17 protein-coding genes and 1 tRNA gene are annotated in these 14536 nt (G+C 69.8%); 8 read left to right on the top strand and 10 right to left on the bottom strand.

Annotation, left to right across the window (positions count from 1 at the left end; genetic code table 11):
* Positions 1–6 precede the first annotated feature (6 nt).
* Both J4H85_RS02835 and J4H85_RS02830 read right to left on the bottom strand, forming a co-directional pair.
* Positions 7–651 carry a response regulator gene (locus J4H85_RS02835; RefSeq protein ID WP_208236687.1) on the bottom strand — a complete coding sequence of 215 codons (645 nt, stop codon included), beginning with the start codon at positions 649–651 and terminating at the stop codon, positions 7–9.
* Positions 648–1787: a sensor histidine kinase gene (locus J4H85_RS02830; protein ID WP_243893305.1), complete on the bottom strand. Its 1140-nt coding sequence runs from the start codon at positions 1785–1787 to the stop codon at positions 648–650. Before J4H85_RS02830 ends, J4H85_RS02835 begins: the two co-directional genes overlap by 4 nt.
* Positions 1788–1898: 111 nt before the next feature.
* Here J4H85_RS02830 and J4H85_RS02825 point away from each other — a divergent pair, with 111 nt between their 5' ends.
* The 8 genes from J4H85_RS02825 (at position 1899) to J4H85_RS02790 (ending at position 6511) form a co-directional block, all read left to right on the top strand.
* Positions 1899–2678, top strand: a complete 780-nt coding sequence (locus tag J4H85_RS02825) for an ABC transporter ATP-binding protein (RefSeq protein WP_243893304.1) — start codon at positions 1899–1901, stop codon at positions 2676–2678.
* Entirely contained in the window at positions 2675–3463 is a 789-nt protein-coding gene (locus J4H85_RS02820) for an ABC transporter permease (protein WP_208236685.1), read from the top strand. Before J4H85_RS02825 ends, J4H85_RS02820 begins: the two co-directional genes overlap by 4 nt.
* 45 nt (positions 3464–3508) lie before the next feature.
* Complete coding sequence (locus J4H85_RS02815) at positions 3509–3967, top strand: hypothetical protein (protein WP_208236683.1); 459 nt, start codon at positions 3509–3511, stop codon at positions 3965–3967.
* A complete protein-coding gene (locus J4H85_RS02810; protein WP_208236680.1) occupies positions 3960–4277 on the top strand; it encodes a transcriptional regulator in 318 nt (105 codons plus the stop codon). The genes J4H85_RS02815 and J4H85_RS02810 overlap by 8 nt, the downstream gene beginning before the upstream one ends.
* Positions 4274–4780, top strand: a complete 507-nt coding sequence (locus J4H85_RS02805) for a GNAT family N-acetyltransferase (RefSeq protein ID WP_307863344.1) — start codon at positions 4274–4276, stop codon at positions 4778–4780. The genes J4H85_RS02810 and J4H85_RS02805 overlap by 4 nt, the downstream gene beginning before the upstream one ends.
* Before the next feature lie 135 nt (positions 4781–4915).
* Positions 4916–5152 (top strand): hypothetical protein, encoded by a 237-nt coding sequence (locus J4H85_RS02800; RefSeq protein ID WP_208236678.1) that lies wholly within the window; start codon positions 4916–4918, stop codon positions 5150–5152.
* Between the two features lie 15 nt (positions 5153–5167).
* Positions 5168–5644, top strand: a complete 477-nt coding sequence (locus tag J4H85_RS02795; RefSeq protein WP_208236675.1) for a BLUF domain-containing protein — start codon at positions 5168–5170, stop codon at positions 5642–5644.
* Positions 5645–5734: 90 nt separating this feature from the next.
* Positions 5735–6511 carry an alpha/beta fold hydrolase gene (locus tag J4H85_RS02790; RefSeq protein WP_208236673.1) on the top strand — a complete coding sequence of 259 codons (777 nt, stop codon included), beginning with the start codon at positions 5735–5737 and terminating at the stop codon, positions 6509–6511.
* Between the two features lie 54 nt (positions 6512–6565).
* Here J4H85_RS02790 and J4H85_RS02785 read toward each other — a convergent pair.
* The 8 genes from J4H85_RS02785 to paaB form a co-directional block, all read right to left on the bottom strand.
* Positions 6566–6647: transfer RNA gene (locus J4H85_RS02785), tRNA-Tyr, on the bottom strand.
* Positions 6648–6725: 78 nt separating this feature from the next.
* A complete protein-coding gene (locus J4H85_RS02780) occupies positions 6726–10415 on the bottom strand; it encodes a proline dehydrogenase family protein (RefSeq protein WP_243893303.1) in 3690 nt (1229 codons plus the stop codon).
* A 50-nt stretch (positions 10416–10465) separates the two neighbouring features.
* A complete protein-coding gene (locus J4H85_RS02775; RefSeq protein WP_208236671.1) occupies positions 10466–10888 on the bottom strand; it encodes a hotdog fold thioesterase in 423 nt (140 codons plus the stop codon).
* Positions 10878–11648: an enoyl-CoA hydratase/isomerase family protein gene (locus J4H85_RS02770; protein WP_208236669.1), complete on the bottom strand. Its 771-nt coding sequence runs from the start codon at positions 11646–11648 to the stop codon at positions 10878–10880. The genes J4H85_RS02775 and J4H85_RS02770 overlap by 11 nt, the downstream gene beginning before the upstream one ends.
* A 25-nt stretch (positions 11649–11673) precedes the next feature.
* A complete protein-coding gene (gene paaE / locus J4H85_RS02765) occupies positions 11674–12786 on the bottom strand; it encodes a 1,2-phenylacetyl-CoA epoxidase subunit PaaE (RefSeq protein WP_208236667.1) in 1113 nt (370 codons plus the stop codon).
* A 17-nt stretch (positions 12787–12803) separates the two neighbouring features.
* Complete coding sequence (gene paaD, locus J4H85_RS02760) at positions 12804–13322, bottom strand: 1,2-phenylacetyl-CoA epoxidase subunit PaaD (RefSeq protein ID WP_208236665.1); 519 nt, start codon at positions 13320–13322, stop codon at positions 12804–12806.
* Complete coding sequence (gene paaC / locus J4H85_RS02755; RefSeq protein WP_208236663.1) at positions 13319–14149, bottom strand: 1,2-phenylacetyl-CoA epoxidase subunit PaaC; 831 nt, start codon at positions 14147–14149, stop codon at positions 13319–13321. The genes paaD and paaC overlap by 4 nt, the downstream gene beginning before the upstream one ends.
* On the bottom strand, positions 14146–14451 hold the full coding sequence (gene paaB / locus J4H85_RS02750) for a 1,2-phenylacetyl-CoA epoxidase subunit PaaB (protein WP_208236661.1): 306 nt from the start codon (positions 14449–14451) through the stop codon (positions 14146–14148). Before paaB ends, paaC begins: the two co-directional genes overlap by 4 nt.
* Between the last annotated feature and the right edge of the window lie 85 nt (positions 14452–14536).

The raw sequence follows: 14536 nt of genomic DNA, 5'->3' as shown, positions 1-14536 counted from the left end.
TCGTCCTCAGTCGAGGACCCCCTCGTGCAGTGCGCGCAGGACGGCCTTGGTGCGGTCCCGGGCGCCGAGCTTCAGCAGAATGACGGACACCCGGTTCTTCACAGTACCTTCGGCGAGGAACAGCGCTTCGGCGATCTCGCGGTTGCCGTACCCCTCGGCCATCAGTCGGAGCACCTCGAGCTCGCGATCCGTCAACGATTCGAGCGGTGCGTCCGGGGACCCGAGCGGGGGCGGCGTCGACCGGATCGTGCGCAGCAGCCGCTCGGTGATCGTCGGGGCGATGAGCGTGCCGCCGTCGGCGAGCACGTCGACCGCGCGGGTGAGGCGCTCGAGGGTGACATCCTTCAGCAGGTACCCGCGCGCCCCGGCGTGCAACGCCTCGAGCACCAGGGCGTCGTCGTCGAACGTCGTGAGCACGAGCACGGGCACGTCGACCTCGCGCTCCCGCAGTTGCCGCAGCGTCCAGATGCCGTCATGCCCCGGCATGCGCAGATCGAGCAGCACGACATCGGGATCGCACTGAGCAATCACTGCCAGTGCTTCACCCCCGTCGGCCGCCTCACCGGCGACGTCGACGCCGGCCAGTTCGAGCAGCGTCCGGATCCCCTGACGCACCAGTGCCTGATCGTCGACCACGACGACGCGGGTCATCGCTCCGCCCTTGCGACCACGGTGAACCCGCGCGACCCGTCGAATGAGACGTCGCCGCCGAACGCGGCGAAGCGCTCGCGCAGACCGCGCAATCCGTTGCCCGGTTCGACGTCCCCGGCTCCCCAGCCGTCGTCGTGCGCCCGCAGCTCGATACCCGTCGGGGTCGCCTGCACGGCGATGCGCAACGTGCGCGCCTCGGCGTGCCTGATCGTGTTCGTCACGATCTCCTGCACCGCGCGCACGAGCAACTGCGTCCGGTCTTCGTCGAGCGCGAGGTCGGCGTCGATGTCGAGCTCGACGCGGGGCTCCCGCAGATCCTGCACGATGCGCTGCAGCGTCTCAGCGAGGTCGGTGCTCTCGGTGCGCAGCTCCCCGACCGTCTCGCGCACGCTCGAGAGCAGGTCGCGAGCGACGCCGCCGGCCCGTTCCACGTGTGCGGAGACCGCGACAGCGGCGTCCGCACTCGCGCCGGCCCGGTGTTTGGCGGCCTCGAGCTCGAGGGTGAGCACCGTGAGCTGGTGTCCGATGAGGTCGTGCAGATCCCTCGAGATGCGCAGTCGCTCGTTCACTCGCGCGGACTCGGCGAGGAGCACGGTCGCCGCCTGCAGCTCCACGTGCGCCTCGGCGAGTTCGCGACGCGCATGCTGCTCACGGAGCATCGCCACCGAGCTGAGCAGTGACGCCGCCTGGATCATGATGTAGAAGCCGAGCCCCAGGGCGAGTTCACCCCACCCGTCGGCGAGCGAACCCGAGCGATCGGGAACGCTCAGCAGCGCGACGGTCAGCACCGCCGAGTTCGCCACGACGAGCCCGATGCCCACCCAGACCGGCACGAGATACGGACTCAGCGCCACCGTGACGACGAAGAGCACCGGCAGCAGACCCGTGTGCGTCGCCGTGAGCACGAGCGCCCAGCTGGCGACGACGACGATCCCGAACGAGATGCGCGGCCACCACCGGTCGCCGACCCCCCAGAACGCGCCGATCACCGCGAGCACCAGAACGGCGTAGATCGCGATCCACGCGGCGCGGGGAATATCGAGCGGCAGCGCACCGAACAGGACCGGGGTCACGGGGACGAGCGTCACCGCGAGCATGAACCCGCCGGCCCAGATCTCAGGATCGAAGCGTCGCATCTGTTCAGCGTAGAGGTGCGGGTTCGTCCGAGTACAGGTGCCGAAAGTCACTGCTCGACAGGTGACTGTCGGCACACGCGCACGTGACGCGCACCCTCGTAGCCTGCTGCCATGGACACCTCAGGCACGATGACCGAACCGCACTCGGATCCCGCGGTGCTCGTGGAGCACCTGCACCAGCGCTACCGCACGCGCGTCGCCGTCGACGACGTCAGTCTGCGAGTGGACCCCGGGGAGATCCTCGGCGTGCTCGGGGCGAACGGCGCGGGTAAGACGACGACCGTCGAGTTGATTGCCGGCCTCCGACGTCGCAGAGCGCACGATCGCGGTACCGTGCGCGTCTTCGGGCTGGATCCGCAACGTGATCGCGCACGACTCCGGGAGATCCTCGGCGTGCAGCTGCAGACCGCCACGCTGCACGGAGACCTCACGGTGCGCGAGCTCATCGACCTCTATCGCACCTTCTACCCGAACCCGCGTTCTCGCGAGGATCTGCTCGGTCTCGTCGACCTGCACGACCACCAGCGGGTGCGCTTCGACCGCCTCTCGGGCGGCCAGCAGCAGCGGGTCTCCATCGCGCTCGCGCTGACCGGCCGTCCGCGCCTCGTGATCCTCGATGAGCTCACCACCGGACTCGACCCGCGAGCCCGGCGTCGCATGTGGGACACCATCGAACAGATCCGCGACGAGGGATGCACCGTCATCCTGGTGAGTCACGCCATGGACGAGGTCGAGCGACTCTGCGACCGGGTGATTCTGCTCGACAAGGGACGAGTCATCGCGTCGGGTGCGCCGACCGCGCTGGTGCGCGAGGCAGGCGTCACCGATCTGGAGGCCGCGTTCGTCGCACTCACCGGACGAGCCATCGAACTCGAGGAGGAATCCGCATGACCACCATCGCACACACCCGCTCGCGTGCCGCGCGACCCCACCGACCGGGCCTCCGGGCGTGGATGCGCCTCTGCGTCTGCGAGGCGAAGATGACCGCACGCGACACGGCGGGCCTCGTGGTCCCGTTCGCGCTACCGATCCTGATCCTGATCATGTCGGCGTCCGGCGCGAGCAGCGACATCGTATTCGCCGGTCGCACGGCACTCGACCTCGTCGTGCTCCCGCTCGTCTGCGTCATGATCTCGACGATGATCGGGGTGCTCAACATGCCGAGCTTCCTCGCCTCCTACCGCCGGTCCGGCGTGCTGAAGCGGCTCGCGACGACGCCGCTCTCGCCATTCATGGTGCTCGCGGCGCAGGTGGTCGTGAGCTTCGTGCAGGCGGCGCTCGGGATCGGGATCGCCTACGTATTCGCCGTGACCGTGTTCGGTGCGAACCCCCCGCACCGGATCGCCGCGGCCGTCGGCGTGCTCCTCGCCACGATGCTCGCCATGTACGCCATCGGTATGGTCGTCGCCGCCGTCGCGCCGACCCCGAACTCTGCGGTCGCCATCGGACTCGTCGGGTTTCTCGGGCTCGGGGCGCTCGGCGGCATGTTCGGTCCGCGCGACGCCCTGCCCGACTGGGTGGCCCGCATCGGAGATGCGCTGCCGTTCGGCGCGGGGGTCGATGCGCTCGGTGCGGCGTGGGCCGGGCAGCAGATCGATGCGGCGAACCTCGTCTCACTCACCGTCACGATCGTGGTCGGCGCTGCCGTGTCGGCGCTGTTCTTCCGGTGGGAATGAAACCTCACTGTTTCCCGCACGGCAACTCATGCTATTGTTGCCTTCATGGAAACACGAGATACGGGTGCCGAGCCCACCCCGGAAGAGGCTCGCCAGTCCCTCGATCTCGCCGCGCGCGAGGAATCGAGCACCGTCAACCGCCCGGTTCCCGGCTGGTACTTCCCGATACTCGCCGCCCTGATCTGGGTCATGTTCCTCCTGAATGCCCTCGGAAAGCCGGAGCAACCGATTCGGGGCATTATCGGCGGATTCGCGATCGCGTGCGCGATCCTCGTCGCGGTTCTGGTGGGCCGCGTCACCTTCGGCAGCTCGCCGTATCGTCGCGTGCACATCAGCTGGACGCGAGCCCTGCCGGGCATCGTGATCGCCGCGATTCTCGCGCTCGTACCCGTGCTCTTCGCGGAGACGGCGGGAGCGTGGGTCTGGGCCGCGTGCGGCACCGTGCTCGCCGCGCTTATCGCGACAGCCGGCACGCGCTACTGGCAGCAGACCCGCCGTGCCTGAGCCGGCGTTCAACCCGCTCATCCACGCCCCGCACCGGTTGCGCATCTGCGCGATGCTCTCGCGTGCGGATGGGATCGAGTTCGGCGAGATCTTGGATCGCATCGGTCTCACCAAGTCGGCTCTGAGTAAACAGGTCGCCCAATTGACCGAGGCGGGGTACATCAGTGAGACGGCGATCGTGCGCGATCGCCGCTCACGCCAGCTGCTCGCGCTCACACCCGAGGGCCGCGAGGCCTACGCCGCCCACAAGGCGGCACTGCAGGAGCTCATCGACGCCCCCGACCGCACGACGTCTACGATGGACGCGTGACCCGCCACACGATTCGCGCCGCCCGCCCCGATGACGTCGCCGAGATCCTGGACATGATCCACGAGCTCGCGGTCTACGAGCGGGAACCCGATGCCGTCAAGACCACCGTCGACCAACTGCGCGACACCCTCTTCGCTCCGTCGCCCGCCGTCTTCGCGCACGTCGCCGAGGCTGAGGCCGGCGGTGAGCACCAACTGGCGGGGTTCGCGATCTGGTTCCTCACCTACTCCACGTGGGAGGGCGTGCACGGGATCCACCTCGAAGATCTGTACGTGCGTCCGACCACCAGGGGTTCTGGGCTGGGCCGTCGGCTCATGGGGTCGCTCGCCGGAGAGTGCGACGCGCGCGGCTACGCTCGCCTCGAGTGGAAAGTACTGAAGTGGAATGAGCTTGCGCTCGGTCTGTACCGCAGCGTCGGCGGACAGGCGCAGGACGAGTGGGAGGTCTATCGCCTCGACGGAGCCGCGCTGCGGGCCCTCGCCCATACGGTTCCCGCGCCCTGAGCGCTTCGAGAAGCGCGTACCGCATTACTGTTCGAAAAGGAACCCTCACCGTCCTTCCGTCTCCGTCGGCTACAGTGGAACCCGCTCGATCGCCGGTGAACTTCGCCGGCATGCAACTTGAGGACGGCCAACGCCATGACCGCAGTACCTGAACCATCCGCCGACGACGGCGTTCTCTGGTCGATGGTCGAAGACGGCTTTCATGTGGGCAGCCGCAACGGCGAGTTCCTCGGGTACATCGACCGGCGCAGCGATGACCAGTTTCTGGCCTGCGACATGTTCTCACGGGAGATCGGCGTGTTCACCGACCTTCCGTCCGCCATGCAGGTCGTCAGCGACGGCCCATCGGCACCGCTCGAGACGGCTCAGTAGCCCCTACCGGAAGTGATGACCACGTTGCAGCAGGACCCTCTCCTCACCGTCATGTACTCCAGCACTGCGGTCGCAACGTTCGGCGAGCCCGAGCTCTCGGCGCTCCTTGCGCAGGCGCGGGCCGCGAACGAACGCAACGGACTGACGGGGATGCTGCTCTTCCGCGACAACCGGTTCTTCCAGACACTCGAGGGCACCCCGGACGCCGTGCACGAGGTCATGGATCGGATCCGCGCCGACGACCGGCACACCGACGTCCACGTCTTGAACCAGGAGTCGATCGTCGAGCGACGCTTCTCGGACTGGACCATGGGCTACGTGCCGCTGCCCGCGCCCCGCGAGCCGCTCCTTCCGGGCGTGCGCAATGCGTTCACCGACGTGCAGGGTTCGGACGACGCGGTCGCCGCCCTGCGGGCCGCACGCGAACTCAACCTCTGGTTCCGTGTGCGCGCGAACCGCACCGCCGGCCGACGGGCCGCGCAGGCGCTCTAACCTCGCGACAGTTTCCGGTTCGCCGGACTCCTTCGCGGAGACGTCCTGCACGAGCCGCACGGTTACGATGGATAACGGTATTCTGGATGCATGGAGAGCCGTCATCGCACCCACCGAAACGGCGAGGTCGAGATCGCGTTCACGGACACCCCTGGACCCCCAGGCCGGACCTTCGTCCTCGTGCACGGGATCGGCATGGGCCGGGTCGTGTTCGCCGAGCTCGGGGAGGCGCTCTCGCGCTCCGGCCGCGTGCTCGCCATCGACATGCCCGGATTCGGTGACTCCCCCGAACCGGGATCCTTGACGAGCATCGCAGACACGGCGGAGAACGTGGCCCGATTCGTTCGACAGGAGGCTGCGAGCGGCGTCATACTCGTCGGGCACTCGATGGGGACTCAGGTGGTCTCCGAGATCGCGCTGCATCACCCCGATCTGGTGGAGGCACTCGTGCTGATCGCTCCGACGGTCAACCGTTGGGAGCGGACCGCCCTGCGGCAGGGCCTCCGCATGGCGCAGGACCTGGTGGATGAAGGACCCAGGGTGCTGCTGCTGGGTCTGTGGCAGTACGCGAAGACGAACCCGATGTGGTTCGTCAACAAGCTGAAGTTCATGCTGAACCACCGGCTCGAGGGCATCTGCACGGACATCACGGCGCCGACGCTCCTGCTGCGCGGCGAGACGGATCCGGTCTGCCCGCCGGAGTGGGTCGCCGAACTCGCCGACACCTTCCCGAACGCGACCGCGCAGCAGATCGATGACCGCGGCCATGAGGCCATCATCAAGAGTCCGGAACCGGTGGCATCGATGATCCTGGAATTCATCGGTGCGGGCAGTGAGATCGAGCCGAACGCGGAGAACGCGGCCTGACACGACACAGCCCCCGGACTCGGTTCCGCAGACTCGAGCCGGGGGCTGATGTTGTGGCGGGTGAGGGATTCGAACCCCCGTAGGCTGTGCCGGCTGATTTACAGTCAGCTCCCTTTGGCCGCTCGGGCAACCCGCCAGTGGCCGCGTCACCGCAGCCGAGAACCCACATTACCGTTTCGCCACCGCAAACGGAAATCCCGGCCCCCACCGAGTGTCAACGCTCGAATTCAGCCATCCACTCGTCGAGTTCGGGGGACGGCGCGCCCATGGCGTGACGGTGCGTGCGCACGGAGATCGCCTGCTCGCGGAGCAGGCTGATGAGCTCGACCGGTCCGGCCATGGTGACGGGCTCCGCCCACAGTGCGAGGTCGGCGCCGCCGCTCATCCACTCGGCCGTGCGCACCCGATCGCCCCCGATCATGCGCACGCGCACGACGGGGGTCCCGTCGACGGCGGGCGGCGTGACGACGACGCGTTCGAGCCAGTCGCTGTCGCTCTCGAGCGAGAGCGCGATGCCCTGCGTCCGCAGGAACGCGGTGACCGCTTCGGGCAGCACGTGTCCCGTCGACACTGTGAAGGGGGCCCGCACGAGCAGTGCCGCGGCGATGACCCGCAAGAGCTCGGCCACCGGTGCCCCCTCGGACAGTCGGATCTGCACCGGTACGGGCCAGTGGCGCAGCGCGTTGCGCTCGATGCCGAGCCCGATCGTGTCGCGCACCACCCCGAGCGAGGTGCGCCAGGCGAGCACATCGGCGAGTGCGGCGCGTCTGAGCTCGTCGAACTCCTCGTACGAGAGCGCCTCCTGCGCGACCTCGATGAGAATCTGCACTTCGGGATCGAGCCCGCGCAGGTGCAGGGTCGAACTGCGCGTCCCCTCGCGCACGTGCCAGGTCCCGAGCGTCAGCAGCCGCTGGGGACCGCCCGACAGCGCGGAGATACCGGCACCTGCGTCGTTCCACGCGCCACCGGGGTGCCGTTCGACGCGGGCCGCCGTGGTCGGACGATTCACGGCGAGCGACGCCGCCTGCGCGCGATCGAGCCAGTGCAGCATCTCACGGGGGTCGAGCGATTGGAGCCCCGCGACCGCTCCCCCGCCGGCCGTCTGCGCGGCGATCGCATCACCGAGCGTGAAGGCATGGGCGATGCCGAGCACGGGGACGCCGCGTGCGTCCTCCCAGAACTGCGCATTGCTGGCGACGCCGGTGCGCACGCCGGGGCTCCACAGTCGTCCGGTGTCGTCGAGTCGGCGCGGCTCGACGAGCCACTCCTCGCCCTTCTCGAGCCGGGTGAGCGCCCGCAATTGGGCATCGGACGGCTGGATCGGCAGCGGGCCGACCTGCAGTGCCAGTGGATCATCACTGCCGGAGGCGGCCGAATCCCCGACGCGCAGCGCGCGCACGGCGTCGGCGAGACCCTCGCGAAAGCGACGCGACCGGTGCACGGCGCCGACGAGGATCGCGCGGCCAGCCGCTCGCGGCCCCGGCTGACCGAAGGCGGAGGCGACGACATCGGCGATGGCCGAGTCGATCTCGGCGGCAGGGGTGACCACGATGCTGCCGATGGCGGGGAAGCGGCTGTCGAGGCGCAGGTCGGGTCGTCGCTGCGCGAGGGCGCGCGACGCGCCGGGGTTCGCGAACACCGTCGCGCGGTCGATCGCCGTCTCCGCGGCACCCAGCGCGCGCGCGAACGCGACCGCTCCGTCGAGGTCCGGAGCCTCACCCGATGGGAGCGCGATCGTCGTCACGGTCTCGACCGGGAGTCCTGACCGTACCCATTCCTCAACCAGCACGGCAGCTGCACGACGCTGCCCCTCGGGGAACGCCCACACCACGGCGCTGCCCGCGGCGAGCAGGGCGACGACGCTCTCGACCTGCTCGGCGAACGGTGCGGCGGCACCCGCGATCACGACGCCGAGCCCGTCGGGGTGGAAGCTCGCCCCGCGCACCGCGTTCAGGTTCTCGGCGAGCTGACCGGTGTATCTGGCCGTGTCGACGATGTCGGTGACGGTCGCGTCGATGACCGTGATCGGTGCTCCGGTGTCGGCGGCGAGCGCCTCCGTGAGCCGGTCGCGAGCGGCGACTGTGGCGAGCGCGGCACGGCGCAGGCGAGTGGCGCGCAGAGTGTGGTTCTGGCTCGCCCAGCGCTCCCCGGCACTGCGGGCGGCGCCCAGGATCTCCTCGACCTCGGGAGCACCGACACTCGGTGCTTCCGTCGCGGAGGTGGTCTCTCGCACCTGTGCCGCACGGTCGAGGAGTTTGCGCGCCCAGTCCCGGTTCGTCGTCACCGTCGCGTCGGTGATGGGCTCAGCTGCGAACCCCGATTGCGAGACCACGGGGATCGCGATGGGCGTGCCCATCGCCTCGAGCTGCACCTCGCCCGTGTCTGCACGACCGAGTCCGAGCACCGCTGCGGTCAGTCCGCCCGTGTGGAACGGTGACGGATCGTCTGGGGCGCGGTAGAAGAGGGCGCTGTCGCGTTCGCTGGGGTCCCACTCCCGCGTGCGCTGCTGCGTGCGTCGCACGGGCGGGAACGGGTCGGCTGCGGCGCTCAGCGCGGCCGCGAGACGTTCGCGCTCGGCTGCGAGCGCCTCGTTGTCGCCGCGCAGCACGCCATCGAGTCCGGCCAGTGCGGAATCGGGGTCGGCTGCCTCCGCGGCGAGCGCGAGCAGCAGGTCGACGGCACCGGTGAACTCGGCGGGGCGCACGACGGGCTGCGCGATCCTGACCCCGGTTCGCGTGCGTGCAAGGTGCTCGGCGAGGTCGTCGCCGATGCCGGCGCGCAGCCGGAATCGGAGCATGCCGACGAGGTCGCGCTCGAGCGCGATGGCCTCGACGGCAGCGATGAGGTGGGGGTCGTCGCTCGCGACGACGACCCGCACGTGCGCGGCGTGCTCGGGGTGCAGTGCGAGGTCGGCGAGTCTGAGCAGCTGCCCATCGATCTCGGTCCGGTGCTCGAACGCGGGGATCGCGAGGCCCGACTGGATCGATGCGATCCGTTCGGCGCCGACGATGCCGCCCGTGCCCAGCACGACCTCGAGTGCGGCGCCGCCTTCAGCGGCGCGCAGGCCGGCCCAGCGCAGCACGCGCTCCAGAATGTCGCGGGAGTCCGGCAGCTCGGCGAGGATCCCGACACCCGCGCGCACGCGGTCGAGGGCCGGATCGGCGAGGGCGCGCAGCAGGACCTCGGGGACGAGCCGCGCCTCCCGATAGGAGCCGGGCTCGAGGGTGACCCCCACCTCGTGCGCGAGGGCCGCGTCAAAGAGCGGGCGGAGTCGCGCGACGGCGTCGGTCACGTCCGCCTCGGTCGACCAGTCCGTTCCGCCTGGCATGACCCTGCGGGCGTCCACGATGAGGTCGGTCACTCCCGGGAAGCCGGCGAGCGCCGTCAGTCGCTCGATCTCCCGTTCGGCCGCCGCGGGTCCGTGAACGGGCGTGCCGAGGAGGCGGACCGACGGCCTCAGCCCGGCGGTCGAGCGCCGCTCGAGAGCCATGGCGAGGGCTGCGGCCCGATTCGGGTGGTCGGGGTCGGTCGGGAGACGGGCGGGCAGCACGAGGTGCTTCGCCCGGTCGCGCAACCAGCGCTTCGCGATCGGCACGACGGCCCATGGCAGCCCGAGCGATGCGAGGCCGCCGGCGCGCACCGCGAGACGGTCGCGCACGGGCAGCGTCCGCGGGAGGTCGCGTGAAGCCTCCCGCAGGCCGAACGCCGTGGCGAACGCGTCGTCGGACCCGGCGAGCAGGTCCATGACCCGCTGCGTGAACGCCAATCCGCTCGCGTCGTGACGCGCGCCGCCGACGAGATCGGGATGCCCGCGGCCGGCATGCCTGGCCTCGCTGAGCGTCCGCGCCCATTCGACGACTCGCGCCTCGGCGGCGTCCCCGACACCTTCCGGAAGCTCTGCCATACCCACACTGTAGGCGGCGGATCAGGGATTCCCGCGGCGACGCGCAGCGGTCAGTCGGACGGGGCGTCCTTGATGAGGTTCGTGATGCGCACGGTGCAGCACCGGCGCCCCTCGTCGTCCTCGACGACGATCTCGTGCACGGTCAGCGTGCGGCCGAGATGGATCGGCGTGCAGATGCCGGTCACGTATCCGGACGTCGCGGAGCGCACGTGTGTCGCGTTGACGTCGATGCCGACCGCGAGCCTGCCGGCGCCCGCGTGGAGGTTCGCCGCCATCGATCCCAGCGACTCCCCGAGCACGACGTACGCGCCGCCGTGCAGAAACCCCACTGTCTGACGGTTGCCGACGACCGGCATCCGGGCGACCGTGCGCTCCACCGTGTACTCGGTGAACTCGATGCCCATGGCGTCGGCGAGCTCACCCGATCCGTTCTGCGCGACCCAGTTGCCCGACTCGAGTCCGTCACCGACCATGGAAGACCGGCTTCCGCTTCTCCTGGAAGGCGGCGAAGCCTTCGCGGTAGTCGTCCGTGTCGCAGAGCGCCGCCTGGGCGCGGTTCTCATCGGCCATCGACTCCCAGAGGCCGATGCGGCGGTCGCGGAGGTCGCGCACCAGTGCGCGGGACGCCAGGAAGGCGCGCGTCGCTCCACCCGCAGCCCGCGTCGCCGTCTCGCGCGTGGTGTCGAGTACGTCGTCGTCGGCGCAGACGCGTGAGAACAGTCCTGCCGTCACCGCTTCGGCCCCCGACATCAGTCGGCCCGTGTAGATGAGGTCGAGCGTGCGGTGCGCGCCGAGCCGTTCGACGAACAGCGCGTGCCCGCCCGAATCCAGGGTGGCGCCGAGGTTCGCGAACGGACTGCCGATCTTCGCGGATTCGGCGACGTAGACGACGTCGCTCGCGATGAGCAGCCCGAGCCCGACACCGAGACAGGCGCCGTGCGCGACCGCGAACGTGGGTGCCGGGAACGCGGCCATGCGCTCCATCAGCGGCTGGATGCGTCCCTCGAGGTATCCGAGCACGTCGTCCTCACGGGGGTCGACGCCCGAGATGTCGCGGCCGGCGCAGAACGCGCGCCCCTCGCCTCTGAGCACGAGGGCCCGCACACCGGACTCGGCGGCGCGCGCGTAGGCGTCGGAAAGCTCATCGACGGCTGCGGCGTCGAGCGCGTTGAGCTTCTGGGGGGCGTTCAGGGTGATCTCGGCGACGTCGTCGGCGATGGTGAGGTCGATCACGGGGCTCCTCTCGAGCGGGCGTGGGTCAGGCGTCGTAGTCGACGAACACGCGTTCGGACGTGGGATGCGACTGGCAGGTGAGCACGTAGCCGCGCTCGATCTCGTCGGCCTCGAGCGCGTAGTTCTCGGTCATCGAGACCGAACCCTCGACGACCTTCGCACGGCAGGTGCCGCACACGCCGCCGGCGCAGGCGAACGGCACGTCGGCGCGCACGCGCAGCGCAGCGTTCAGGATCGTCTCGTTCGCGCTCACGGGGCTCGCGACGGAGCCCGATGTGCCGTCGAGTCGGAAGTCGATGGCGACCGTCCGCTCGCCCTGCTGCACCTCCACGGGTCGGGCGCGCGTCGGCGTCGCCTGACCCGGCTCGCCGGTCGTGAAGAGTTCGAAGCGGATGTGCGATGACTCGACGCCGAATTCGGCGAGCAGATCGCGGCAGAGCTGCACGAGCTCGAAGGGACCGCAGAGCACCCACTCGTCGACCATGCTCGGCGGAATGAGCGTGGTGAGGATGGTGCGCAGCTTCTCCTCATCGAGTCGGCCCGACATGATGGGTGCCGCCCGCTGCTCGCGCGAGAGCACGTGGTGCAGGGCGAAGCGCTGCGGGTAGCGATCCTTGAGATCCGCGAGCTCTTCGACGAACATGACGTCGAGCGACGACCGGTTCGTGAAGAGCAGGTCGAAGCGAGCGGTGTCGCTCTGGCTGAGCACGCGGTGCGCCATCGTGATGACCGGAGTGATGCCCGATCCGGCCGCGACGCCGACGACGCGCTTGCCGTCGAGTTCTGCGAGGTTCGATGTGAACGCGCCCTGCGGGGTCATCACCTGCAGGGTGTCGCCCGGATGCAGCTGCTCGTTGGCCCAGCTGGAGAACACCCCGCCGAGATCGCGCTTGATCGCGACGGAGATGCTGCCGTCTGCGGGTGGGCGGCAGATGGAGTACGAGCGGCGCACGTCTTCGCCGTCGATGGTCGTGCGCAGCGCCAGGTACTGACCCGCGGCGTAGCGGTAGTCGTCGACGAGGTCGTCGGGCACGGCAAACGTGACCTCGACGCTCGACTCGGTGAGCGGGCGGACATCGGCGACCGTGAGGTCGTGGAATGTCGCGCGCCGAGTCCTGCCGAGATTGATGGCGGCCATGGTGATCCTCTCGCGGCCTAGTGGACTTTGAAGTAGTCGAAGGGCTCGAGGCAGTCGAGGCACTCGTAGAGCGCCTTGCACGAGGTCGAGCCGAACCGGGCGATCTCGCGCGTGCGCAGCGACTGGCACTGCGGGCACTTCACGGCGATCTGCACCGGGATCGGTCCGCGATGCATCGCCGACCGGAAGTTGGGCGGCGCGATGCCGTAGGCCTCGAGCTTGCGCTTGCCCGCCTCGGTCATCCAGTCGGTGGTCCATGCGGGACTGAGCGTCGTGTCGACCTCGATCTCGGTGAATCCCGCCTCGCGCAGTTTCGCGCGGACGTCGTCGCGCATCTGATCGATCGCCGGGCACCCCGAGTAGGTGGGCGTCAGCACGATGCGCGCCGCGGTGCCGTCCACGTGCGCTTCGCGCAGCACGCCGAGATCCTCGATGGTCAGCGCGGGCACCTCGGGATCCAGCACCTCGGCGGCGAGATCCCAGGCCCGCGCGTCGGCGGCGTCGGTCGGCCTGACGCCCGTGAGCTCCGCGGTCACCACGTCGCTCCCGGGTGCCGCCTGGCGAGCCACTGCATCTCGGCCAGAATGTAGCCGAGCTGGGTGCTGTGCCGCCCCTCGCGGCCGGCGGCCATGGCGGGCTTGGCAGCGGGGCGCTCGAGTTCGGCCTCCGCCAGCACGGCGTCGATCGTCGCGTCGAAGCCCGCGCGCAGCGCCGAGGGCTGCGGTACCGTACCCGTCAGTCGTTCGGTCAGCGCGTCATCCGTGAAGAGCTCCTCGACGTACGGCCACACCTCGGCGAGCGAGACGGAGATCTTCTCGCGCGACTCGTCGGTGCCGCCCGCGAGTCGCAGGATCCACTGCGTCGCGTGATCGAGGTGATACCTGACTTCGCGATCGGCCTTCCCGGCGATCGCGACGAGCGACGCGTCGTCGCTGCGCTGCAGGTCGCGGTAGAGCTCGGCCTGGTACGCGGAGAACAGGAACTGGCGCGCGATCGTGTCGCCGAAGTGTCCGTTCGGCTGCTCGACGAGCCAGCAGCTGCGGAACTCGGTCTCGTCGCGCCAGTACGCCAGGTCGTCCTCGGAGCGACCGGAGGCGGTGCCCGCGTAGTGGAGCAGCGCTCGCGCGTGCCCCAGCAGGTCGAGGCCGATGTTGCCGAGCGCCAGATCCTCTTCGAGCTCGGGGGCGCGCGAGATCCACCACCCCAGCTGCTGGGCGAGGATCAGCGCGTCATCACCGAGCCGCATGGCGTACTCGGCGACGTCCTCCGATGCCGTGCCCGAGACCCCGAGCAGCTCCTCCGAGAGCTGCAGCTGATCGACGCTGACATCACCGTGCAGATCGTCGACGTGCGCATCGTTCACAGGTGCTTCACCCCCTCGGCACGGGTGTAGTACACCGCGTGCCGGTAGTTCTTGCCCGCGGGCGATTCGAAGAACACGCCCTTGGCATCGGGATCACTCGTCGTGATCGCCGCGGCGGGCACCACCCAGATGGAGAGACCCTCGTTGCGCCGCGTGTACAGGTCGCGCGCGTTGCGCAGGGCCATCGTCTCGTCGGGGGCGTGCAGCGACCCCACGTGCACGTGGCTCAGGCCGCGCCCCGCCCGCACGAAGACCTCCCACAGTGGCCAGGTCTCGGTGCCGGTCTCGCCGGGTGTCGACATCGTCGTCTCCTTGATGTGTTCGTCTGCGTATCGTGCGGCGCGAACGCCGCTCCGCCCGGGCGGCGGGAAGTGGTGCGGCTGTGCC

This window comes from Leucobacter tardus, assembly GCF_017583045.1.
Lineage (GTDB): Bacteria > Actinomycetota > Actinomycetes > Actinomycetales > Microbacteriaceae > Leucobacter > Leucobacter tardus.
This window is presented reverse-complemented; position numbering and strand designations above follow the sequence as displayed.